Origin of the sequence: Streptomyces sp. NBC_01669, from assembly GCF_026339735.1 — a bacterium.
Classification (GTDB): domain Bacteria; phylum Actinomycetota; class Actinomycetes; order Streptomycetales; family Streptomycetaceae; genus Streptomyces; species Streptomyces yanii.
This window is the reverse complement of sequence record NZ_JAPEQG010000001.1, coordinates 6,733,282-6,756,262: the sequence shown is the minus strand read 5'-3', so window position 1 is coordinate 6,756,262 and position 22,981 is coordinate 6,733,282. Positions and strand designations below refer to the sequence as shown.

Here is a 22,981-nt window from a genome sequence, read left to right as displayed (position 1 = left end):
TGCAGAGGATCAGCTCTCGGAGGCTGCGTCGCCGGTCGGGGGGTCACCGGCAATCCGCTCATGGTGCCTGATCACTTCGGCGATGATGAAGTTCAGGAGCTTCTCCGCGAAGGCGGGGTCGAGTTTCGCGTTCTCGGCGAGGCGGCGCAGGCGGGCGATCTGTTCGGTTTCGCGGGTCGGGTCGGCCGGGGGCAGTTTGTGGTTCGCCTTGAGGTGGCCGACCTGCTGGGTGCACTTGAAGCGCTCGGCGAGCATGTGGACAACAGCAGCGTCGATGTTGTCGATGCTCTCGCGGAGCCGGTTCAGTTCCGCGCGTACGGACTCGTCGATGTCGCTCGGGGTCATGGTCGTCGAGCTTAGACGCCCGGGGTCCACGCGGTGATCGTCGGTGGGTGTTCGGGGTCGGGGACCTGGTCGCTCCAGCCGCCGGGAACGGCGCGGCCCTGTTGTTCGCGGAAGCGGACGGGGGCGGTGCCGACGCGGCGGGCGAAGAGGCGGGAGAAGTAGGCGGGGTCGTCGTAGCCGACGCGGCGGGCGACTGCGGCGACCGGCAGGTCGGTTGCGGCGAGGAGCTCTTTGGCTCGGCCGAGGCGGATGCCGAGGAGGTAGTCCTTGGGGCTGCAGCCGGCACCGCGGCGTACGGCGGTGCGCAGTTCGGCGGGGGTCATGCTGTGGCGGGCCGCGTGTTCGGCGACGGAGAGGGGCTGGAATGCGTCGCGGGCGAGCGCCTGCAGGACGGGGTCGCCGTCGGGGCTGACGTCGGCACGGGCGCGGCGCAGGGCGACGAGGAGTTCGTGGACGGCGGCGCCGGTCTCGACTTCGAGGAGGGGATTGCCGCGTCTGGCGGCGCGCACCATGCGGCTGACGGCGGCGCGTGCTCCTGCGGTGTCGGCAAGGGGGACGAGGGGGCGGTCGGGTTCGATGTAGCCGAGTTCGGTGTAGGTGGTGGTGGCGGGGCCGGTGAAGTCGACGAAGGCTTCGTCCCAGCCGGTGCCGGGGTCGGCGCCGTAGTGGTGCGGGGTGCCGGGGGTGAGCCAGATGAGGCTGGGGGCGGTGACGGGTATGCGGCGGCCGTCGGGGCCGCTGAACCAGCCGCTGCCGGAGTTGATGACGACGGCGACGTGGTGGTCGAGGGTGCGGGGGCCGACGGTGGGCAGGGCGCCGTGTTGCAGGCCGACGCCCAGGCAGACGAGGCCGAGGCGGTGGTGGAGCGGGCTGGGCGTGAAGAATCGCATCCAGGTGTGGTACGTCGGCATCGGCTTTTCCTTCCTCCGCTCGGCTCGGCCGGGCTCGACTCCGCCGGGTTCGCTTCGGCTCGGTCGGCCGCGGTGATCTGCGCATTGTGTCCAAACAGCAGTGATCTTTGTCCATGGACCGGCTGCACGCCAGGGGGCGAGGCTGGATGGAACATTCCTCCCGGGTTCGCCCGCTCCGTGGTGCGTGCCGTTGTGCGGCCCCGGGGTGTGCGGGCCCGGGGGTGGGACCGGCGCAACAGGAGAGTACGAGCACGATGGCTGATTTCACCGTGGGGGACGACCACTTCCGGCTCGACGGGAAGCCCGTACGCCTGCTGTCGGGGGCGCTGCACTATTTCCGGGTGCATGAGGCGCAGTGGGATCACCGGCTGTCGATGCTGCGGGCGATGGGCCTGAACTGTGTGGAGACGTATGTTCCGTGGAATCTGCATGAGCCGGAGCCCGGGGTGTTCCGGGAGGTGGCGGCGCTCGGCCGGTTCCTGGATGCGGCGCACCGGGCGGGGCTGTGGGCGATCGTGCGCCCGGGTCCGTACATCTGTGCCGAGTGGGAGAACGGCGGGTTGCCCGCGTGGGTGACGGGCCGGTTCGGGCGGCGGGTGCGGACGCGGGACGCCGGGTATCTGGAGGCGGTCGAGCGGTGGTTCGCCGAGTTGTTGCCGCAGGTGGTGGAGCGGCAGATCGACCGCGGCGGCCCGGTGGTCATGGTTCAGGTGGAGAACGAGTACGGGAGCTACGGCACCGATCAGGTCTATCTGGGGCGGCTGGCGGAGGTGCTGCGCGAGCACGGGGTGAGTGTGCCGCTGTTCACGTCGGACGGGGCGGAGGACCACATGCTGACCGGTGGTTCCGTGCCGGGGTTGCTGGCGACGGTGAATTTCGGCTCGGGGGCACGTGAGGCGTTCGAGGTGCTGCGCAGGCATCAGCCGGAGGGTCCGCTGATGTGTATGGAGTTCTGGTGCGGCTGGTTCGAGCACTGGGGTGCCGCGCCGGTGGTTCGGGATCCGGCGGAGGCCGCGGAGGCCCTGCGGGAGATTCTGGAGTGCGGGGCGTCGGTGAATGTCTACATGGCGCACGGGGGGACGAATTTTGCGGGCTGGGCGGGGGCGAACCGCTCGGGTCCGGTGCAGGACCAGGATCTTCAGCCGACGGTGACGTCGTACGACTACGATGCGCCGATCGACGAGTACGGGCGGCCGACGGAGAAGTTCTGGCTGTTCCGGAAGGTCCTGTCGGAGTTCGCGGACGGTCCGCTTCCGGAGTTGCCGCCGGAGCCGACGGGGCTTGCGGCGCCGGTGCGGGCGGAGCTGACCGGGTGGGCGCCGCTGTCCGTGGTGCTGGAGGTACTGGGCGACGCGGAGCGGGCGGAGTCCGGTGTGCCGCCGACGTTCGAGGAGCTGGGCGTGGACCGGGGGCTGGTGCGGTACGAGGTCGCCGTTCCGGGTTTGCGACGCCCGTATGCGCTGGGTGTGTCCGGGCTCCGGGACCGGGCGGTGGTGTATGTGAACGGGGTCCGGGAGGGCGTGCTGAGCGGCGAGAACGCCACCCTCGACGAGCCGGTGGCCGGGCCCGCGTGGGTCGAGCTGTGGGTGGAGTCGCTGGGCCGGGTCAATTACGGGCCGCGGCTGGGTGAGCCGAAGGGCATCACGGGCGGCGTCCTGCACGAGCGGCAGTATCTGCACGGGGTGAGCGCGCGGGCGCTGCGGCTGGCCGCTTTCGAGGAGCCGGGTGCGGTGGACGCGGTGCCGTTCGGGGCTGTCGCCGAGAGGGGTCGTGCCGGGCTGTACCGGGGTTGGTTCGAGTCGGTGGTTTCGGCGGACGCGGGTCCTGCGGATCACGCGGGGCTCGAACTGCCGGGCTGGACACGCGGGTTCGTCTGGGTGAACGGTTTCTGTCTGGGCCGGTACTGGTCGGCGGGTCCGCAGCGGACGCTGTATGTACCGGGTCCGGTGCTGCGGGAGGGCGTCAACGAGGTGTGGGTGCTGGAGGTGGAGGGCGCCGGGGATCCGTGGGTGGAGCTGGGTCCGGGTGTGCCCGTCCGGACGGGCACACCCGGGGGTGCTCAGAGCTGATGCGGTGGGGCCGGTCGGGGCGTCAGAGTGTGGCTGCCGCGGAGGCGATGTTCGCGGCGAAGGTCGATACCTCGCTGTACACCCCGGGGTAGCCGGGTTCGGCGCAGCCCTGGCCCCAGCTGACGATGCCGACCTGGATCCAGGCCCCGGCGTCGTCCTTGCGGAACATGGGGCCGCCGGAGTCGCCCTGGCAGGTGTCGACGCCGCCGGTGTCGATGTATCCGGCGCAGATCTCCTCGCCGGGTACGAGGTCGCTGCCGTATGCGGCCTGGCAGTCGGCGTCGGAGACGTACGGGACGGTGGCCTTCAGCAGGTAGCGCTGCTGGCCGCCGCCCTCGGTGGCGGCGCCCCAGCCTGCGATGGTGAAGGTACCGGTGTTGTACGCGGTGTTGGTGGCGATCTTCAGGGTGGGCAGGTCAATGGGCTTGGCGAGCTTGATGAGTGCCCAGTCCTTGCCCACGCCGGTATAACCGGGGGCCTGGAGGACCTTGGTCGATTTGACCTTGATGACACCGGTGGACTGCAGGTCGACGACGCCCGCGGTGGCGGTGATGGAGGTGTTCTTGCCCGAGCCGTTCACGCAGTGTGCGGCGGTGAGGACGATGTTCTTGGCGTAGAGGGCGCCGCCGCAGCCCATGGAGAGCCGGACCATGAAGGGGAACTCGCCCTGGGCGGCGCGGGTGCCGCCGACGACGGGGGTGGGTGCCGCGGATGCTCCGGCGGGCTGGAGACTGACGGCGGCGAGGACCACCGCTGCTATGACGGAACATCTTTTCAGGGCGCGCAGAAGCTGCTTCAACGGGGTGCCTTCTTTCGTGGGGGGTCGTTTGGGCATGTGCCTGACAAAGGCATGGGCCGGATTATCGGGAAGCGCTCGCAGTCCTCACAAGGTCCGCATTCCGGCCAAGATCGCGAGCGGTGAACGGGGCTGTCCTCGCCGCTGTTGCGCGCGCATCCGCTTACAGTGGAAGCCGGTTGAGCGTCACGGATGGGGGGTGCGGACGTGCCGGACGGCAGCCCGGTGGTGCATGGCTTCCCTCATATGGACATCGTCCGGTCTGCGATCACAGCGCTGTACCGCAGGCTGTCGTACGACGGTGTGCTCAGGTACGCCCCGAGCCTGCTGCCCGCCGACGCGGCCTTCTCCGACCAGGACGATCTGCATCTGGGGGCGCAGCGCGTGGCGCGGGCGATGGTCCGGCATCTGCATCTGCCTGATGCCCGCATGATCGTCGGGTTCCGGGCGATGGAGCATGCGGGGAGTGTCGAACTCGCGGCGGGGCCCGAGTACTTCATCGAGCTGAACGACCGCTTCCGCACTCATCGCAGGGACATCGGTGCCGCGCTGTCGCACGAGGTGATGCATGTGCTGTTGCACCGGCTCGGTCTGGAGTTCCCCGGTACGCGGGACAACGAGATCCTGACCGACACGGCGGCGGCGTATCTGGGGGCGGGCTGGCTGCTGCTCGACGCGTTCCGGGAGGACGCCGCCTCCAGTCAGAAGCTCGGCTATCTCACCCCGGAGGAGTTCGGGTACGTGCTGGCCAAGCGGGCGTTGGTTTTCGACGAGGATCCGTCGCCGTGGTTCACGAGTCCGCAGGCGTATACGGCGTACGTGAAAGGGCGGGCGCTGGCGCTGCGGGACGCGCAGCAGCCTCCGCTGGTGGCGGCGGGCTGGGCCGGCCGGCACCGTTACGCGAAGGACCGGCGGTACGCCCAGGACCATGCGGGGGCCGCCGCGACCCCCGGGGTCCCGTACCGGTTCGAGGGGGGTCCGGGGGGTTGGCGGGTCTCGTTCGCCTGCCCGACCTGCCACCAGCGCATCCGGGTACCGGTCCGCGGCCGGGTGCGGGCGCGGTGCGGGTTGTGCCGCACCGTACTGGACTGCAATACCTGAGCCCGTCGGGGCCCTCCGTCGTAGAGTCGATGGGTGGCAGAAGATCCGGTGACCGACACACGGAACCTGTTCGAGGCCGTGCACGAGGGTGAGGACGCCGTCGTGCGGCTGTTGCGCGCGGGGGCTCCCGCCGAGGCGGTCGACGAGGACGGTACGACGGCGCTCTATCTGGCGGCGGTGTCGGACCGGCCGGGTGTGGTGCGGCTGCTGCTGGCGACGGGCGCCGATCCGGACCGGGCGTGCGGGCCCGAGGCCGGCGATCTGCCGATCTGCGGGGCGGTGTGCGGCGGGCACACGGAGGTCGTCGCGGCGCTGCTGGCGGCCGGGGCGCAGCCCGATCTGCGGGAGCAGTTCGGGTTCACGGCGCTGCGATGGGCGGTGGGTCTGGGTCATACGCGGATCGCGGAGGCGCTGCTCGCCCATGGTGCGGACCCCGATCTGCCGGGACCGGGGCCGGGGCATGAACCGCCGCTGGTGTTCGCGGTACGGCGCGGGTCTCTGGAGACCGTGCGGGCGCTGCTGCGGTACGGGGCGGGTGCGCGGGCCAGGGCGCTGGAGGAAGCGCTGCGGGAGGCGCAGGGGATGCTTGCGCTGGATGTGGAGCAGGAGATGCGGCGCGCGCTCCGGGAGATGTACGGGGACGGGCCGGGGATGGTGGTGCGCCGCACGGCGGTGGACGGCGGGGAGACGGTGACCGTCGAACTGGTGCGGGACGGGGAGCCGTTCGCGGGGCAGGAGCAGCAGACGGGGCACGGTGCGATCGCCACGGTCCTGGAGGGGGAGCTGGGTCTGCGGACGCCGTACGCGGAGCTGGCGGCGCGGGCGTTGCGCGGCGGGAACCCGGATCTGGACAACTGGCACGAGGCGGTCGAGGTGCTGTGGCAGCGGGGCGACGAGGAGACGTTCCAGGCGGGCGCCGCGTGGTGCGCGAGCGACGGTGAGCCGTTGCGGCAGGCGTTCGGTGCGGATGTGCTGGCCCAGCTCGGTTTCCGCACCGGGTCGAAGCCTTTTGCCGCCCGTTCGGTTCCGCTGCTGCGGGAGCTGGCGCGGGAGGCGGCGGATACGGAGCTGATCCGGTCGGCGGTGCTGGGGCTGGGGCACCATGGCGATCCGGTGGCCCTGCCGGAGGTGCTGCGGCATGCGCGGAATCCGGAGCGGGTGGTGCGCCGTGCGGTGACACTGGCGCTGTTCGACCTGGTCTCCGGTGGCCATGCGGAGGGGGTCGCGGCACTGGTGGGGCTGAGCCGGGACACCGATGCGGAGGTGCGGGACTGGGCGACGACGGCGCTGGCCACGCTGGACGCGGACACTCCGGTGCTCCGCACGGCGCTGGCGGAGCGGCTGGACGACGCGCATCCGGACACGGTCGCGGAGGCGGCACAGGGCCTGGCGCGCCGTCAGGACCCGCGGGCGGTACCGGTGTTGGAGCGGTTGCTGCGGGAGTCGGAGCCGGACGGTTATGCGCGGTCGGTGGCGGTCGACGCGGCGGCGTACGTGACGGACGGCCCGGTCAGGGAGCGTCTGGAACGGATGTGTCCGCGCCTGCCGTGAGCGGCGCGGTGACGAGCGGGCAGCGAGTGCCCGAGTAGATGGTCGGCATGCACTTGTTGCAGTGGATGCACAGGGAACGCGCTCCGGCGTCCTCGGCCATCCGGTTGACCAGGTCCGGCTCGCGCAGCAGCGCCCGGGCCATGGCCACGTACTCGAATCCTTCCGCCATGGCCCGTGTGACGGTTTCGCGGCGGCTGATGCCGCCGAGGAGGATCAGCGGGAGGCTGAGCTCCGCCCTGAACTGTCGGGCACAGGGCAGCAGGAACGCTTCCTCGTACGGGTAGGTGCGCAGGAATCTGCCGCCGGCGAGGCGTACACCGAGGCGCATCGGCTGCGGGAAGACCGCGGCGAACTCGGCGAGCGGTGCGTCGCCGCGGAAGAGGTACATGGGGTTCAGCAGGGAGCTTCCCGCAGTCAGTTCAAGGGCGTCGGCTGTGCCGTCGTCCTGGAGCCAGCGGGCGACCTGGAGGCTCTCGTCGAGCCAGAAGCCGCCGGGTACGCCGTCGTCCATGTTGAGTTTGGCGGTGATGGCGATCCGGTCGCCGACCTCGTCGCGGACGGCGCGGGCGATGCCGAGGGCCACTTTGGCCCGGTCGGCGAGGCTTCCTCCGTAGGCGTCGTCGCGGTGGTTGAGGCGCCGGCTGAGGAATGAGCTGGCGAGGTAGTTGTGGCCGAAGTACAGTTCGACAGCGTCGAATCCGGACTCGACGGCGAGGCGGGCGGCGGTGGCGCGTGCGCGGGTCACCCGGTCGATGTCGGCGGGCGTCGCCGCTTTCGTCATCCGCATGCCGAGCGGGCTGAGGAAGCGGCAAGGCGCCAGGGCAGGGAGCCGGTTGGAGCGGGCGTCGGCGACCGGACCGGCGTGTCCGAGCTGTGCGCTGACGGCGGCGCCCTCGTCGTGGACCGCGTCGGTGAGGCGGCGCAGCCCGGGCAGGGCTTCTCGGCGCATCCGGATCTGGCGTCGTTCGGTGCGGCCTTCGGGGGCGACGGCGCAGTACGCGAGGGTGGTCATGCCGACGCCGCCCGCGGCGGGTCTGCGGTGGTAGGCCACCTAACAAATGCTTGGTGGAACGTAGCTGATCCGCTCATGGATGTCTCCACCTCCAGGTGCTGCTGGCGGCGAACACACCGATGCTGCTGAAGGCGTCGATGGTCGACGACCGGACGGATCTGGGTGTGATGGCGTCGGGTCAGGTGGCGGGCCTGATCGAGGACCTGCCGAACTCCGCGGTGCTGGTGGAACGGGTGATGGAGGAGGCGCGGGAGGCACTGAAGGGACTGCCGCGGGTGTAGGGGCGGGGTGCCCGGTCCGTTCGGGGGCCTCTCCACGATGCGGAACGAAAAAGCCGGACAGGCTGATGAATCCAGCCTGTCCGGCGACCCCGGACCGGGGTTCGGGGCAGAGCCCCGGTGCGGTGACCGGGTCGACCGGTCACCGCACCTCGTACGCGGCTACGCCGCCCTGCGACCCCGCGCGGCCGCGCTGCCGTTGCTTCGCCCGGAGCCTCCCGCACGCCCCGAGGACGCGCCCGAACCGTTGCCACGGCCCGCGCCGCCGGCCCGTGCCGCGCCGCCCCCCTGCGTGGCCCCGGCTCCGCTTCCGGCGCCGGACCCACCGCGTCGGCCCCGGCCTCGGGTGCCGGAACGGAACGGCGCACCGCCCCCGGTTCCACCGGCCCCGCCCGACCGTGTGCGCGGCTTCGGCTGGGTCGGCTGGGGGACCTCGATGACGACCGCGATGCCGGACGGCTCGCGCGCCCCGGTGATCCGGCTGAGTTCCTCGTCGCTGGACTTGATCCGGGTGGTTCGCGGCGCGATGCCCGCGTCGGCCATCAGCCGGGTCATCTCCCGCTTCTCCTCCGGCAGCACCAGTGTGACGACGCTGCCGGATTCCCCGGCGCGCGCCGTGCGACCGCCGCGGTGGAGATAGTCCTTGTGGTCCGTCGGCGGGTCCACGTTCACGACCAGGTCGAGGTCGTCGACGTGGATGCCGCGGGCGGCCACGTTCGTCGCGACGAGTGCGGTGACCTGACCGTTCTTGAACTGGTCGAGCGTCCGGTTGCGCTGCGGCTGGGAGCGCCCGCCGTGCAGCGCGGCAGCGCGGACACCGCTGGCCAGCAGCCGCTTGGCGAAGCGGTCGGCGGCACGCTTGGTGTCCACGAACATGATCACCCGGCCGTCGCGGGCCGCGATCCTGGTGGCGATGACCTTCTTGTCGGTCTCGTCGGCCACATGCAGCACGTGGTGCTCCATGGTGGTGACGGCGCCCGCGGAGGGGTCGACCGAGTGCACGACCGGGTCGGTCAGGAACATCTTGACCAGCCGGTCGATGTTCTTGTCCAGGGTCGCGGAGAACAGCATCCGCTGACCGTCCGGCTCGACCTGCTTGAGCAGCCCGACGACCTGGGGCATGAAGCCCATGTCGGCCATCTGGTCGGCCTCGTCGAGAACGGTGATGGACACCTGGTCGAGTCGGGCGTCGCCGCGCTCGATGAGGTCCTTCAGCCGGCCCGGCGTGGCGACGAGCACCTCGGCGCCGCGGCGCAGCGTGCCGGCCTGCTTGCCGATCGACATGCCGCCGACGACGGTGGCGAGCCGCAGGTTCACGGATGTCGCGTACGGCGTGAGCGCGTCGGTGACCTGCTGGGCGAGCTCGCGGGTCGGGACGAGGACGAGTGCCAGCGGGGCGCGCGGCTCGGAGCGGCGTCCGGCGGTACGGGCGAGAAGCGCAAGGCCGAAGGCCAGGGTCTTGCCGGAGCCGGTGCGTCCGCGGCCGAGGATGTCCCGGCCTGCGAGCGAGTTCGGCAGGGTGGCGCCCTGGATCGGGAACGGATCGGTGACGCCCTGCGCGGCAAGGGTTTTCAGCAGGGCGGCGGGCATGTCCAGCTCGGCGAACGCCTCGACGGCGGGCAGTGCGGGGGTCATGGTTTCGGGCAGGGCGAATTCGCCCTGCGGCGGCGTGGCCCTGCGACGGGGCGACGCCTTGCCGGATCCCTTGCCGGAACCCTTAGCGGTTGCCTGTGCCGGGGCCGTGCCGCGCCCCCTCGACGGGCGGGTGCGGGCGGGTCGGTCCTGGCGTTCGGAGCGGGTCATACGGAATTGCCCTCCTGGGGATTCCTGGGAACTACTTGGGACTGCTGGGGACTCTACGGAGCGCGCGTACCGGCTCGTGAATTCTCAGTGAATGTTCGAGAATTCCGGTGGGTATGTGCGTGTGCGCTCGTACGCGTGGGACTCTCGGCACACTTCCCCGGGACAGCACAAGCCGGGACCCGCACCTTCACGGTGCGGGCCCCGGCTGCGAGGTACGCGTCGCGGCAATTAGGCCGGGACGATGTTCTCCGCCTGCGGGCCCTTCTGGCCCTGCGTGACGTCGAAGGAGACCTTCTGGCCCTCCTGGAGCTCACGGAAGCCCGAGGTGGCGATGTTGGAGTAGTGGGCGAAGACGTCGGCGCCGCCGCCGTCCTGCTCGATGAAGCCGAAGCCCTTTTCCGAGTTGAACCACTTCACGGTTCCAGTAGCCATGTCATTCTCCTCAAGAGGTGCAGTGCCGGAAATCCGCACTTTACGAATTCCAAGTCGCCGCATTGAGCCCCATCCGGAGAAAGCCGGAAAACAATAATGCGCCTGAGGAAGCATTCCCGTCAGGCGCACATAAAGTTCATGGGTACCAAAACTGCAACCGGACCACCGTAGCACGTTCTGCCGACCAGCGGTGGGTCTTGCCACGCTCGCCGGTCGGCGGGCTTCCGCAAAAGCCTTGGCGGCAACCGGTTCAGAGCCATTCGATGATCATCGCGTTCGCCTGGCCGCCGCCCTCGCACATGGTCTGCAGGCCGACAGCATCCGGATCGGATCCTCGCCGGGGGGCCGCGCCGCGACGGCCTGCTGCGAGGAGCCGCACTGCCGGTCGACGGTGACGCCGGGGACCTCTTCGGGCAGTCCCGCCGCCGGCCGGCAGGTCCGGGCGATGTCGCCGGCCTGCGGTCCGACGGTGTCGAGGCAGCCGAGGACGACGTCCTCGACGGCCGCCGGGTCGATGCCGGTGCGCTCGACGAGGGCCCTCAGCACATGGGCGCCGAGGTCGGCGGGGTGGACGGCTCCGAGGCCTCCCCCGCAGCGGCCGACCGGGGTGCGTACCGCTTCGACGATGCAGGCCTCGGCCATGACGGCCGCTCCTTGAGAGGTCCGTGAGTGTGGGTTACGTACGCAGAGCGATGCCGTCCAGGACCATCGAGAGGTACTGGCGGGCGATTTCCTCGGGGCTGTGCTGTCCGCCCGGCCGGTACCAGGAGGCCGCGACCCAGACGGTGTCGCGGACGAACCGGTAGGTGAGCCGGATGTCGAGGTCGGCGCGGAAGACCTCGGCGGCGACGCCGCGTTCCAGCGTGCCGAGCCAGGCCTTCTCGAACTTCTGCTGGGAGTCGACGAGATAGGCGAAGCGCGGCTGGGTGGCGAGGTGCTTGGACTCCTTCTGGTAGATGGCGACGGCGGCGCGGTGCCGGTCGATCTCCCGGAAGGACTCGGTGACGAGGGCCTCGATGGTCTCGCGGGGGCCGAGTCCGGCGGCGAGCACCGCGTCGTACCCCTCCCAGAGTTCGGTGAGGAAGGTGGAGAGGATCTCGTCGATCATCGATTCCTTGGAATCGAAGTGGTAGTAGAGGCTGCCCGCGAGCATCCCGGCCTCGTCCGCGATCCTGCGGACCGTGGTCGCGTTGTATCCCTGCGCGGCGAAGACCTCTGCGGCGGTGTCGAGGAGTTCGCGGCGCCGCTCGGGCGAGGGGGTCACCTGGGGCTTCTTCTTGGTAGGCACCCGCCCATTCTCCGCCCGAGCGATGCCCCCGCGGACGCGTCGGCGCGGGCCCGGTCAGGCATGTTGGCTGCTGACCGGGACGACTTCGCCCGTCATGTACGGGGAGTAGCCGCCGGCCAGGAAGGCGATGACATTGGCGACGTCCCATGGTTCGGCGGCCGGGGGCGTCCGGCGGTCGTTCTGTCCCCGGTCCCCGGGCCGAACGGGTGCCTGCCGGGCCCGGCCGGCCCGGCAGGCACCCGTTCGGGCGTCAGGTGGCCTCGCGCGGGTTGCCGTCGTCCGATCCGCGATGGATCGTGCGCAGCGGCTTGCCCGGGCGCCAGACCCTGACGACCAGATCCTCGTTCTCCACCCCCGTGCTGACGACCTCCGTCAGCTCCGTGCGGAAGAGATGGAACGGCTCCGGCGGCTTCACCTCCCCGATGAAGCGGGCCAGGACGTCGGGGTCGGTCTCCTCCACCGCGTGGCCGCAGACCCGGACGTCGGCGTACTCCATCGCGTCGTCCGGTCCCGGATTCGCGTGCACCGCGAACCGCGGATCGCGCCGCAGGTCCAGCGCCTTGCGTGAGTTCGGCATCATGCCGAGCCACAGTTCACCGAAGCGGAAGTTCACTTCCAGTCCGGTCACGCGTGGTGAACCGTCCTTGCGGAGGGTGGCCAGGATGTGGTGTTTGTGCTGCTCGAAGCGGGCCTGAACGGTCTCGGCGAAGCCCGGCTCCGCCACCTGGAACGCTGCCCATGAACTCGATGTCATGGGTCCATCGAACCCTTGAAACCCGACATCTTCTGTCCGGATTTCCGGGCCGCCACTGGTTCGGATGCCGTACCGCCATGATCGTGGTGTGCTGTACGAGGCACTTGGCCGTCATCGTGGCGGCGGGGAGGGACTGTTCCCGCGACCCGAGGTGGAATCCGATGGCAATCTTCGTGCATGCCACTTTGTCGGGCGTCACGGCAGACCAGTACGACGCTCTCGACAAAGAACTCCAGGCGCTTCCCGGCGACGCCTTCGCCGGATGCCTCTCCCACGTCTGCGTCACGACCGATTCGGGCGTGGAGCTCTTCGACCTGTGGGAGTCGCCGGAGGCCGTGGAGAACTTCGGCGCGGCCATGCTGCCGATCGCCCGGAGGCTTGGCCTGCCGATGCCGTCCGGACCGCCGAGGACCGCACGGACCCACCATTACCGGGTGCCCGAAGCCGCATAGCCCTGCCCGCCGGCCGGTGACAGGGTGATCACCAGCGCCCAGCCCTGGGTGCGGAGCACCACGGGCGCCGCACCCTCCATCAACACCGCGTCGTAGCAGTCGAGTTCGATGTCCTGGCCGTCGAGCGCCGCACCGTCCTCCAGTGCGACGGCCAGGACCGTGCCGCCCTCCGGTGCCTGCAGCCGGAGGGTGCCGCGTACGACCGCGACCTCCGCCGCCGTACGTTTCCTGCGGTACATCACATTGAGGTTCACGACGGGGCCGCCGAGGAGTTGCCCGTCCGTCTCCAGGTCCCCGGGGAAGTCGTGGGGCCAGTACTGCTCGTCGACGATGTGGTGCTCGCCGCCCACCATGAGATCCATCCCGGCGCCCTCGACCACGGTCAGCGTGCGGTCGACCCCGGGAAACGAGGAGAACGGCCCGTCCGCGGACACATCGGCGAGGCTGACCCGCCAGTCGAAGTCGTCCAGCGGTGCGCCCTCGGGGGAAGCGGCGATCTCCCGGGTGACTCCCCCACCGTTCTTCCAGGGCACGGCCGTGCGGTCGGCCGCCCTCAGTACCCGTGGCATCACTTGACGATCCCCTGCGCCCGGGCCGCGGTCAGCCAGCTGGGGAATTCGGCGACGAGCCGGTCGTACAGCTCGGAGTCCGGAACCTGTCGCGGATCGAGTCCGGCGTGGAAGAAGCCGGCATTGTCGACGGGGCGCCGTGCGGGCACGGCCAGCTCGTCGAGCCTGTGCAGGAAGTTGAACTGCGAGCTTCGCTTGTTGCCGAAGCCGATGAATTGCCAGAACAGCGGCAGTTTCGCCGCCTTGCAGAGATAGCGCTCCGCCGCGAGCTTGTTGATCGGGCCGCCGTCGGTCTGGAAGACGACGAGCGCGGGTGCGGTCGAACCGCTGTCGAGGTAGTGGTCGATGACCGCGTCCATGGCCAGGTGGTAGCTGGTCTTCCCCATGTGTCCGAGTCCGGCGACGATCCGGTCGACGCGCCCGAGGTGGTTGTCGAGGGCTATGTCGGTGACGGCGTCGATGTCCGTGGAGAAGAAGACGACCGGCACGCGGCCGTCGTCGTCGAGGTGCGCCGATAGGCCGAGCACCCGGTCGGCGAGGGCCTGGACGCTGCCGTCCTTGTAGTACTCCTTCATGGAACCGGAGTAGTCGAGCACGAGATAGACGGCCGCGCGCTCTCCACTGAGCCGGTGCTTCTGCAGGGAGACCCCGGCGCTCCGGTAGAGGCTGACGAGCGCGGGGGCGGTCTCCTCGACCTTGCGGAGACTGATGCCGACCATACGGGGCTCCGTTCCTGAGAAGGGAGTTACGAGGTTACGTCACCGTGGTGGACCGGCTGCGGCGTCGTGGACGTCCTGGCCGTACCCGCACCTGGTCCGTCCCCGCACCCGGCCGCTTCCGCGCGGCCCGCGTTCGCTATGTTGATCGCCGCCGACCCCCACCGGCCGCCCGCCACCGTCCCCCCGTGAAGGAGCCGGCCATGGAGGCCGCTGTCACCACCTGCTACCGCCATCCGTCGTACGAGACGTATGTGCGCTGCACCCGCTGCGACCGCTACATCTGCCCGGACTGCATGCGTGAGGCCGCGGTCGGCCACCACTGCGTGGAGTGCGTGAAGGAGGGGCAGCGGTCGATCCGGCAGGCGCGCACGGTCTTCGGCGGTGCGGTGTCGAGGACGGCGGTGCCCGTGGTGACGTACGTCCTCATGGGCCTGAACATAGCGGCGTATCTGGGCGAGTTGGTACGCCCCGGGATCGTCGACCGGTTCGGGATGCTCGGCGCGGTTCTGGTCGGACCCCACGGCGGCCAGTACATGTACGAGAGCGGGGACTTCCACGGGTTCCACGCGGTCGGGGTGGTCGACGGCGAGTGGTACCGGCTGCTGACCGGGGCCTTCCTTCATCTTCCGCCGGGCGAGTCGTCCTTCGGTGCGTTGCCGTTCGGGGTGCTGCACATCCTCTTCAACATGTACGGCCTGTGGAATCTGGGCCGGGTCGTCGAGCAGCAGCTCGGCCGGGGCCGGTATCTCGCGCTGTATCTGCTGTCGGCGCTGGGCGGCTCGGTGCTGGTGTATCTGATCGCACCGGGCGCCCTGACGGTGGGCGCCTCGGGGGCGGTCTTCGGTCTGGCGGCGGCGTTCTACGTCATCAACCGGCGGCTGGGCCGGGACATGGAGGCGGTCAACCGGTTCATGGCCGGGTTCCTGATCTGGATGCTGATATCCGCGTGGTTCACCTCGTGGCAGGGGCACCTGGGCGGGCTCCTCACGGGCGGCGTCGTCATGGCCGCGCTCGCGTACGCCCCGGCGAAGCGCCGTACCGCCGTGCAGATCGCTGCGTGCGGGGTGGTCTTCGTGGTGCTGGTCGCCCTGGTCGTTCTGAAGACCTCGCAGCTGACCGGCGGCGCCGTGGCGTGAGCCTTCCGCCTGCCCGGTCCTGGCCGGCGCCCCGGGCCCGGACGCGCCACGGCGCCTGCCGAATCGTCCGGTCGGGGACGGGCAGGCGCCGCGTTCAGTTCCGTACGCCGTTGTACGGGACGTCTGTTGTGGTGGTGCGTACTGCTGGTGGTGCTCAGACCATCAGGGAACGGTCCGTCGGGCGGATCGGGGCCGGCAGTGCGCTGGCCCCGGTCAGGAAGCGGTCCACGCCACGCGCCGCGGAGCGGCCCTCGGCGATGGCCCACACGATGAGGGACTGGCCGCGGCCCGCGTCACCGGCGACGAAGACACCGTCAACATTGGTGGCGTAGTCGCCGTCGCGCGCGACGTTGCCGCGTCCGTCGAGCTCCAGGCCGAACTGCTGGACCAGACCGTTGGCCTGGTCGGTGCCGGTGAAGCCCATGGCCAGGGTGACCAGCTGCGCGGGGATCCGCCGCTCGGTGCCGGGCTTCTGCTCCAGCTTGCCGTCCTTGAACTCCACCTCGACGAGGTGCAGCGCCTGGACGTTGCCGTCCTCGTCGCCCTCGAAGTGGGTGGTGGAGACGGAGTAGACCCGCTCCCCGCCCTCCTCGTGCGCCGAGGTGACCTTGTACAGCATCGGGAAGGTCGGCCAGGGCTGGTTGGCGTTCCGCTCCTCGCCCGGCTTCGGCATGATCTCCAGCTGGGTGACGGAGGCCGCGCCCTGCCGGTGAGCGGTGCCGACGCAGTCGGCGCCGGTGTCGCCGCCGCCGATGACGACGACGTGCTTGCCCTCGGCGCTGATCGGGGAGACCGTCAGGTCGCCCTCCTGCACCTTGTTGGCGAGCGGCAGGTACTCCATCGCGAAGTGCACGCCGTTCAGTTCGCGGCCCGGGACGGGCAGGTCGCGGGAGACGGTGGCACCGGCGGCGATGACGACCGCGTCGTAGCGGCGGCGGAGCTTGGCGGCGTCGATGTCCTTGCCGATCTCCACCTCCGTACGGAACTTGGTGCCTTCCGCGCGCATCTGCTCGATGCGGCGGTTGATGTGCGACTTCTCCATCTTGAACTCGGGGATGCCGTACCGGAGAAGGCCTCCGATGCGGTCCGCACGCTCGTAGACGGCGACCGTGTGGCCGGCCCGGGTCAGCTGCTGGGCGGCGGCGAGACCCGCCGGACCCGAGCCGATGACCGCGACCGTCTTGCCGGAGAGGCGCTCGGGCGGCTGCGGGGTGACGTCGCCGCTGTCCCACGCCTTGTCGATGATCGAGACTTCGACGTTCTTGATGGTGACGGCCGGCTGGTTGATGCCGAGCACGCACGCCGACTCACAGGGAGCCGGGCACAGCCGCCCGGTGAACTCCGGGAAGTTGTTCGTGGCGTGCAGGCGCTCGGACGCGGCCGTCCAGTCCTCGCGGTAGGCGTAGTCGTTCCACTCGGGGATGAGGTTCCCCAGCGGGCAGCCGTTGTGGCAGAACGGGATGCCGCAGTCCATGCAGCGGCCGGCCTGCTTGCTGATGATCGGGAGCAGCGAGCCCGGAACGTAGACCTCGTTCCAGTCCTTGACGCGCTCGCCCGCGGGGCGGGTCTTGGCGACCTCGCGCCCGGTGGTCAGGAAGCCCTTGGGGTCAGCCATTGGTCGCCGCCTCCATCATCTTCTCGGTGGTCTCCTGCTCGGAGAGACCGGCGAGCTCAGCGGCGTCCTTGGCGGCGAGCACTGCCTTGTAGGTGGACGGGATGATCTTGCTGAAGCGGGAGACACCGCCGTCGGCGCTGTCCCACTCGGCAAGCAGCTTCTCTGCGACCGTGGAGCCGGTCTCCTCCTGGTGGCGGCGCACGACGTCGTGCAGCCACCGCTTGTCGCTGTCGGAGAGCGCCTCGATCGCGCCGAGGTTGCCGACGTTGACGTTGTCGCGGTCCAGGTCGACGACGTACGCGTCACCACCCGACATACCGGCGGCGAAGTTGCGTCCGGTCTCGCCGAGGACGACGGCGTGACCGCCGGTCATGTACTCGCAGCCGTGGTCGCCCACGCCTTCCGAGACGACCGTCGCGCCGGAGTTGCGGACGCAGAACCGCTCACCGGTGCGGCCGCGCAGGAACAGCTCGCCGCCGGTCGCGCCGTAGGCGATGGTGTTGCCCGCGATGGTGGAGTATTCGGCGAGGTGCTCGGCGCCGCGGTCCGGGCGGACGATGACGCGGCCGCCGGAGAGGCCCTTGCCGACGTAGTCGTTGGCGTCGCCCTCCAGTCGCAGCGTCACACCGCTCGGCACGAACGCGCCGAACGACTGGCCGGCGGAGCCGGTGAAGGTGATGTCGATGGTGTCCTGCGGCAGTCCCGCGCCGCCGAACTTCTTCGTCACCTCGTGGCCGAGCATCGTACCGACGGTCCGGTTGATGTTCCGGATCGCGATCTGGGCCCGGACCGGCTGGGCGGCCTCGGCACTGTCCGCGTTCAGGGCGTCGGCGGCGAGCTTGATCAGCTCGTTGTCGAGGGCCTTGGCGAGACCGTGGTCCTGCTCGATCAGCTGGTGGCGGACCGCGCCCTCGGGCAGCTCCGGGACGTAGAACAGGGGCTCCAGGTCGAGGCCCTGCGCCTTCCAGTGCGTGATCGCACGGTCGGTGTCCAGCAGCTCGGCGTGGCCGACGGCCTCTTCGATCGTACGGAAGCCGAGCTCGGCGAGGAGCTCGCGGACTTCCTGGGCGATGAACTCGAAGAAGTTGACGACGTACTCGGCCTTGCCGGAGAACCGGTCCCGCAGGACCGGGTTCTGGGTGGCGATGCCGACCGGGCAGGTGTCGAGGTGGCAGACACGCATCATGACGCAGCCGGAGACGACGAGCGGCGCGGTCGCGAAACCGAACTCCTCGGCGCCGAGCAGCGCGGCGATGATGACGTCGCGGCCGGTCTTCAGCTGTCCGTCGGTCTGCACGACGATGCGGTCGCGCAGGCCGTTGAGCAGCAGGGTCTGCTGCGTCTCGGCGAGGCCGAGCTCCCAGGGACCGCCCGCGTGCTTGAGCGAGGTGAGCGGGGAGGCGCCCGTTCCGCCGTCGTGGCCGGAGATCAGGACGACGTCCGCGTGCGCCTTGGAGACACCCGCGGCGACCGTGCCGACGCCGACCTCGGAGACCAGCTTCACGTGGATGCGGGCCGCCGGGTTGGCGTTCTTGAGGTCGTGGATCAGCTGAGCCAGGTCCTCGATGGAGTAGATGTCGTGGTGCGGCGGCGGGGAGATCAGACCGACACCCGGGGTGGAGTGCCGGGTCTTGGCGACCCACGGGTAGACCTTGTGGCCGGGCAGCTGGCCGCCCTCGCCGGGCTTGGCACCCTGCGCCATCTTGATCTGGATGTCGTCCGCGTTGACCAGGTACTCGCTGGTCACACCGAAGCGGCCGGAGGCGACCTGCTTGATGGACGAGCGGCGCGCCGGGTCGTACAGCCGGTCGGCGTCCTCGCCGCCCTCACCGGTGTTGGACTTGCCGCCCAGCTGGTTCATGGCGATGGCGAGGGTCTCGTGCGCCTCGCGGGAGATCGAGCCGTACGACATGGCGCCGGTGGAGAACCGCTTGACGATGTCGGAGACGGACTCGACCTCGCCGACCGGGATCGCCTCACGGTCCGACTTGAAGCCGAACAGGCCGCGGAGCGTCATCAGGCGCTCGGACTGCTCGTTCACCCGGTCCGTGTACTTCTTGAAGATGTCGTACCGCTTGTTGCGCGTGGCGTGCTGGAGGCGGAAGACCGTCTCCGGGTCGAAGAGGTGCGGCTCGCCCTCGCGGCGCCACTGGTACTCGCCGCCGATCTCCAGCGCGCGGTGCGAGGCGGAGATGCCGGAGGCGGGGTACGCCTTGGCGTGCCGGGCCGCGACCTCCTTGGCGACCACGTCGAGTCCGGCGCCGCCGATCTTGGTGGCGGTGCCGTTGAAGTACTTCGCGACGAAGGCCTCGTCCAGGCCGACGGCCTCGAAGACCTGGGCGCCGCGGTAGGAGGCGACGGTGGAGATGCCCATCTTGGACATGACCTTCAGGACGCCCTTGCCGAGCGCGTAGATCAGGTTCCGGATGGCCTTCTCGGGCTCGATGCCCTCGATGAACGTGCCGGCCCGGACCAGGTCCTCGACGGACTCCATCGCCAGGTACGGGTTGACCGCGGCGGCGCCGTAACCGATCAGCAGCGCGACGTGGTGGACCTCGCGGACGTCCCCGGCCTCGACCAGCAGGCCCACCTGGGTGCGCTGCTTGGTACGGATGAGGTGGTGGTGGACGGCCGAGGTGAGCAGCAGCGACGGGATCGGCGCGTGCTCGGCGTCGGAGTGCCGGTCGGACAGGACGATCAGGCGGGCGCCGTCCTCTATGGCGACGTCGACCTCGGTACAGATCTGTTCGATCCGCGCGGCGAGGGCCTCACCGCTGCCGCTGACCCGGTAGAGACCGGAGAGCGTGGCGGCCTTCATGCCCGGCATGTCGCCGTCGGCATTGATGTGTATCAGCTTGGCCAGCTCGTCGTTGTCGATCACCGGGAACGGCAGCGTGACGCTGCGGCACGACGCGGCGGTCGGCTCCAGCAGGTTGCCCTGCGGGCCGAGCGTGGAGCGCAGCGAGGTGACCAGCTCCTCGCGGATGGCGTCCAGCGGCGGGTTGGTGACCTGCGCGAACAGCTGGGTGAAGTAGTCGAAGAGCAGCCGGGGGCGCTCGGACAGGGCGGCGATCGGCGAGTCCGTACCCATGGAGCCGAGCGGCTCGCCGGCGGTGCGGGCCATCGGCGCGAGGATGACGCGGAGCTCTTCCTCGGTGTAGCCGAAGGTCTGCTGGCGGCGGGTGACGGAGGCGTGCGTGTGCACGATGTGCTCGCGCTCGGGGAGATCCTCCAGCTCGATCTCGCCGGTCTCCAGCCACTCCTGGTACGGCTGCTCGGCGGCGAGGCCCGCCTTGATCTCGTCGTCCTCGATGATGCGGCCCTCGGCGGTGTCGACGAGGAACATCTTGCCGGGCTGCAGGCGGCCCTTGCGGACCACCTTCGCGGGGTCGATGTCCAGGACCCCGACCTCGGAGGAGAGGACGACGAGGCCGTCGTCGGTGACCCAGTACCGGCCCGGGCGCAGACCGTTGCGGTCGAGGACCGCGCCGACCTGGGTGCCGTCGGTGAAGGTGACGCAGGCCGGGCCGTCCCAGGGCTCCATCATCGTGGAGTGGTACTGGTAGAAGGCGCGGCGGGCCGGGTCCATGGAGTCGTGGTTCTCCCACGCCTCGGGGACCATCATCAGCACCGAGTGCGGCAGCGAGCGGCCGCCGAGGTGGAGCAGCTCCAGGACCTCGTCGAAGGAGGCGGAGTCGGAGGCGTCCGGGGTGCAGACGGGGAAGATCCGGTCGAGCTGCTCGCTGCCGAAGAGGCTCGACGCCAGCTGGGACTCGCGGGCCTTCATCCAGTTGCGGTTGCCCTTGACCGTGTTGATCTCGCCGTTGTGCGCGACGAAGCGGTACGGGTGGGCGAGCGGCCAGCTCGGGAAGGTGTTCGTGGAGAAACGCGAGTGGACCAGCGCGACCGTGGTGGCGAAGCGGTGGTCGGAGAGGTCCGGGAAGAACGGCTCCAGCTGCCCGGTGGTGAGCATGCCCTTGTAGACGACCGTGCGGGCGGAGAGCGAGGGGAAGTACACCCCGGCCTCACGCTCGGCGCGCTTGCGCAGCACGAAGGCCTTGCGGTCGAGGGCGATGCCGGCACTCGTGCCGTCGGCAACGAAGAGCTGCCGGAACTCGGGCATGGTGGCGCGGGCGCCGTTGCCGAGGAAATCGGGGGTGACCGGGACCTCGCGCCAGCCGAGGACCTTGAGGCCCTCCTCGGCGGCGATCTTCTCAAGCTTCTGGACGGCCTCGGTGGAGTCGTCCGCGGGCAGGAAGGCCATACCGACGGCGTAGGCACCGGCCTCCGGGAGGTCGAAGGGGACCTCTTCACGGAGGAAGGTGTCGGGCACCTGGAGCAGGATTCCGGCGCCGTCACCCGAGTCGGGCTCGGATCCGGTGGCGCCGCGGTGTTCGAGGTTGCGCAGCACGGTAAGCGCCTGCTCGACCAGCTCATGGCTGGCCACACCGGTCAGAGTGGCCACGAACCCGACGCCACAGGCGTCGTGCTCGTTACGAGGGTCGTACATCCCCTGCTGGGCGGGGCGACCGTCCATGGGCGACCAGGCGTCGGAACGCATCGGCTCTCCCGTCGTCGTCGTGGCATATGCAGTGCCGAGGGACGACGTTGGCCCTCTGCGAAATTTCATGCAGGTTACATAATGGGGCGCTTCTCAAGAAGCGGATAGTCCGTTCCAACATGCGGACACCGCTCGCGGAGCGGCGGGGGTTTGGGTCGCAGTCGGAGGATCGGCGCCCGGGGGAACCGCAGAGAGCAGGCGTCGTTGCCTGCGGTGTCTACGGCTCATGCCCGGCGGAAAAGGAATCGAAACCGCCGAGTAACGGCTACTTATGTGGAGCCCTGTATAGAGACTCATTTTACGTCCGCGGAGGGGTTCCGCCCAGAGGCGTCGGCCAAGACGTACGTCACACGGATGGCGCCCAGGTTACGGGCATGATCCCCGCATACACCCCGGAACCGGACCGTCCACGCGCGATGCCGGACAGGCGGCGCAGTCGGTCCTGTCCGACTCGTGAGGGCGTAGTGCGGACAAACGGCGAACGCGGGCCCGGTCACGCTCCCACGCGGAGCGAATGGGGGTCTCGCCCGCTCGAGCGAAGCCGAGAGCTCGGGGAAGACCGACGGCAACGCCGCAGATGTGCGTGCCGAACCCGCGGGCCCAGCATGATCCGAACGAGCGACCCCAGGGGTTGTCCCGTCATCCCCAACGGCTCGGCGCGCTGATTCGGATGCGGTGCATCGCAGGGCGAAGGGGCGTCCGCATGCTGGATGCATTCGGACGTTCCGACGACGCGGCGAGGTGCCGCAGCTGTCGTCGTGCGCCCGTCAGGCTCTCAGCCCCCGACGGCCACACCGAACACCGTGCCCAGCCCGTACGTGACCGCCGCAGCCGTACCACCGAGCGTCAGCTGCCGCAGCCCGCTGAACCACCAGCTGCGCGCCGTCACCCTGGCCACCACCGCGCCACAGCCGAAGAGCCCGATGAGCGCCAGCAGCACCGCGGGCCACAGGGCGTGTGATCCGAGCAGATACGGCAGTACGGGCAGCAGCGCACCCAGCGCGAACGCACCGAACGACGACACAGCGGCGACGAGCGGCGACGGCAGATCGCCCGGGTCGATGCCGAGCTCCTCGCGGGCGTGAATCTCCAGGGCCTGCTCCGGATCGCGGGACAGCTGCCGGGCGACCTCGCGGGCGAGCCCGGGCTCGACACCACGGGACTCGTACAGCGCGGCGAGCTCTTCCATCTCGTCCACGGGGTGCTTGCGCAATTCGCGGCGCTCGACGTCGAGTTCGGCCTCGACGAGCTCTCGTTGCGAAGCGACAGAGGTGTACTCACCGGCCGCCATGGAGAACGCGCCGGCGGCCAGACCCGCCAGACCGGTGATCACGAGCGTCTGCTGGGACACCGAGCCGCCCGCCACACCGGTCATCAGCGCGAGGTTGGAGACGAGCCCGTCCATCGCACCGAAGACCGCGGGGCGCAGCCAGCCGCCGTTCACATCACGGTGGGTGTGGTTGTCACGGTGCGCCTCATGCAGGACGGCATCGGACTCGATGATGGACACAGCTCTCCCCTTCTCCGGCAGCGGGATTCACTCACTCCGCCCCCTCAACACCCTCGAAAGTACGCACGAAAAGAGCCCC

General features: G+C 70.0%; 18 protein-coding genes and 3 pseudogenes. 6 read left to right on the top strand and 15 right to left on the bottom strand.

Features of this window, described 5'->3' with window-relative positions; translation table 11 throughout:
• Positions 1 to 9 precede the first annotated feature (9 nt).
• Entirely contained in the window at positions 10 to 345 is a 336-nt protein-coding gene (locus OG972_RS30250; protein ID WP_266986799.1) for a chorismate mutase, read from the bottom strand.
• Between the two features lie 11 nt (positions 346 to 356).
• On the bottom strand, positions 357 to 1,256 hold the full coding sequence (locus OG972_RS30245; RefSeq protein ID WP_266986797.1) for an AraC family transcriptional regulator: 900 nt from the start codon (positions 1,254 to 1,256) through the stop codon (positions 357 to 359).
• 254 nt (positions 1,257 to 1,510) lie between these two features.
• Here OG972_RS30245 and OG972_RS30240 point away from each other — a divergent pair, with 254 nt between their 5' ends.
• Complete coding sequence (locus OG972_RS30240) at positions 1,511 to 3,325, top strand: beta-galactosidase family protein (protein WP_266986795.1); 1,815 nt, start codon at positions 1,511 to 1,513, stop codon at positions 3,323 to 3,325.
• 22 nt (positions 3,326 to 3,347) lie between these two features.
• On the opposite strand, the gene OG972_RS30235 is transcribed toward OG972_RS30240, so the two are convergent.
• Positions 3,348 to 4,124 (bottom strand): trypsin-like serine protease, encoded by a 777-nt coding sequence (locus OG972_RS30235; protein ID WP_266986793.1) that lies wholly within the window; start codon positions 4,122 to 4,124, stop codon positions 3,348 to 3,350.
• A 189-nt stretch (positions 4,125 to 4,313) separates the two neighbouring features.
• On the opposite strand from OG972_RS30235, the gene OG972_RS30230 reads away from it, so the two are divergent.
• On the top strand, positions 4,314 to 5,222 hold the full coding sequence (locus tag OG972_RS30230; RefSeq protein ID WP_266986791.1) for a hypothetical protein: 909 nt from the start codon (positions 4,314 to 4,316) through the stop codon (positions 5,220 to 5,222).
• 48 nt (positions 5,223 to 5,270) lie between these two features.
• Positions 5,271 to 6,773, top strand: a complete 1,503-nt coding sequence (locus OG972_RS30225; protein WP_266986789.1) for an ankyrin repeat domain-containing protein — start codon at positions 5,271 to 5,273, stop codon at positions 6,771 to 6,773.
• On the opposite strand, the gene OG972_RS30220 is transcribed toward OG972_RS30225, so the two are convergent.
• Positions 6,733 to 7,785, bottom strand: coding sequence for a HisA/HisF-related TIM barrel protein (locus OG972_RS30220; protein WP_266990790.1), 1,053 nt, complete (start codon positions 7,783 to 7,785; stop codon positions 6,733 to 6,735). The genes OG972_RS30225 and OG972_RS30220 overlap by 41 nt on opposite strands.
• Before the next feature lie 92 nt (positions 7,786 to 7,877).
• Between OG972_RS30220 and OG972_RS30215 the strand changes: the two are divergent.
• A pseudogene (locus OG972_RS30215) lies at positions 7,878 to 8,066 on the top strand (nitronate monooxygenase); the annotation flags it as partial.
• A gap of 159 nt (positions 8,067 to 8,225) precedes the next feature.
• On the opposite strand, the gene OG972_RS30210 reads toward OG972_RS30215, so the two are convergent.
• The 6 genes and pseudogenes from OG972_RS30210 to OG972_RS30185 form a co-directional block, all read right to left on the bottom strand.
• On the bottom strand, positions 8,226 to 9,866 hold the full coding sequence (locus tag OG972_RS30210; protein ID WP_266986787.1) for a DEAD/DEAH box helicase: 1,641 nt from the start codon (positions 9,864 to 9,866) through the stop codon (positions 8,226 to 8,228).
• A gap of 228 nt (positions 9,867 to 10,094) precedes the next feature.
• A complete protein-coding gene (locus OG972_RS30205) occupies positions 10,095 to 10,298 on the bottom strand; it encodes a cold-shock protein (RefSeq protein ID WP_003969786.1) in 204 nt (67 codons plus the stop codon).
• 354 nt (positions 10,299 to 10,652) lie between these two features.
• Positions 10,653 to 10,940, bottom strand: a pseudogene (locus tag OG972_RS30200) (acetyl-CoA C-acetyltransferase); the annotation flags it as partial.
• A gap of 34 nt (positions 10,941 to 10,974) precedes the next feature.
• Positions 10,975 to 11,586, bottom strand: a complete 612-nt coding sequence (locus tag OG972_RS30195; protein WP_266986785.1) for a TetR/AcrR family transcriptional regulator — start codon at positions 11,584 to 11,586, stop codon at positions 10,975 to 10,977.
• Between the two features lie 54 nt (positions 11,587 to 11,640).
• A pseudogene (locus OG972_RS30190) lies at positions 11,641 to 11,742 on the bottom strand (short chain dehydrogenase); the annotation flags it as partial.
• Between the two features lie 94 nt (positions 11,743 to 11,836).
• Positions 11,837 to 12,340, bottom strand: a complete 504-nt coding sequence (locus OG972_RS30185) for a pyridoxamine 5'-phosphate oxidase family protein (RefSeq protein WP_266986783.1) — start codon at positions 12,338 to 12,340, stop codon at positions 11,837 to 11,839.
• Between the two features lie 161 nt (positions 12,341 to 12,501).
• Here OG972_RS30185 and OG972_RS30180 point away from each other — a divergent pair, with 161 nt between their 5' ends.
• Entirely contained in the window at positions 12,502 to 12,792 is a 291-nt protein-coding gene (locus OG972_RS30180; RefSeq protein ID WP_266986781.1) for a hypothetical protein, read from the top strand.
• Here the strand turns inward: OG972_RS30180 and OG972_RS30175 are convergent.
• Both OG972_RS30175 and OG972_RS30170 read right to left on the bottom strand, forming a co-directional pair.
• Positions 12,768 to 13,364 (bottom strand): HutD family protein, encoded by a 597-nt coding sequence (locus tag OG972_RS30175; protein ID WP_266986779.1) that lies wholly within the window; start codon positions 13,362 to 13,364, stop codon positions 12,768 to 12,770. The genes OG972_RS30180 and OG972_RS30175 overlap by 25 nt on opposite strands.
• On the bottom strand, positions 13,361 to 14,080 hold the full coding sequence (locus tag OG972_RS30170) for a VWA domain-containing protein (RefSeq protein ID WP_266986777.1): 720 nt from the start codon (positions 14,078 to 14,080) through the stop codon (positions 13,361 to 13,363). The genes OG972_RS30175 and OG972_RS30170 overlap by 4 nt, the downstream gene beginning before the upstream one ends.
• A gap of 200 nt (positions 14,081 to 14,280) precedes the next feature.
• Between OG972_RS30170 and OG972_RS30165 the strand changes: the two genes are divergently transcribed.
• Entirely contained in the window at positions 14,281 to 15,216 is a 936-nt protein-coding gene (locus OG972_RS30165; protein ID WP_266986775.1) for a rhomboid family intramembrane serine protease, read from the top strand.
• Positions 15,217 to 15,370: 154 nt separating this feature from the next.
• Here OG972_RS30165 and OG972_RS30160 read toward each other — a convergent pair whose 3' ends face one another.
• The 3 genes from OG972_RS30160 to OG972_RS30150 form a co-directional block, all read right to left on the bottom strand.
• Positions 15,371 to 16,831, bottom strand: a complete 1,461-nt coding sequence (locus OG972_RS30160; RefSeq protein WP_266986774.1) for a glutamate synthase subunit beta — start codon at positions 16,829 to 16,831, stop codon at positions 15,371 to 15,373.
• Positions 16,824 to 21,392 carry a glutamate synthase large subunit gene (gene gltB, locus OG972_RS30155; protein WP_266986773.1) on the bottom strand — a complete coding sequence of 1,523 codons (4,569 nt, stop codon included), beginning with the start codon at positions 21,390 to 21,392 and terminating at the stop codon, positions 16,824 to 16,826. The genes OG972_RS30160 and gltB overlap by 8 nt, the downstream gene beginning before the upstream one ends.
• A 775-nt stretch (positions 21,393 to 22,167) precedes the next feature.
• Positions 22,168 to 22,902, bottom strand: a complete 735-nt coding sequence (locus OG972_RS30150; protein ID WP_266986772.1) for a VIT1/CCC1 transporter family protein — start codon at positions 22,900 to 22,902, stop codon at positions 22,168 to 22,170.
• Positions 22,903 to 22,981: the final 79 nt, after the last annotated feature.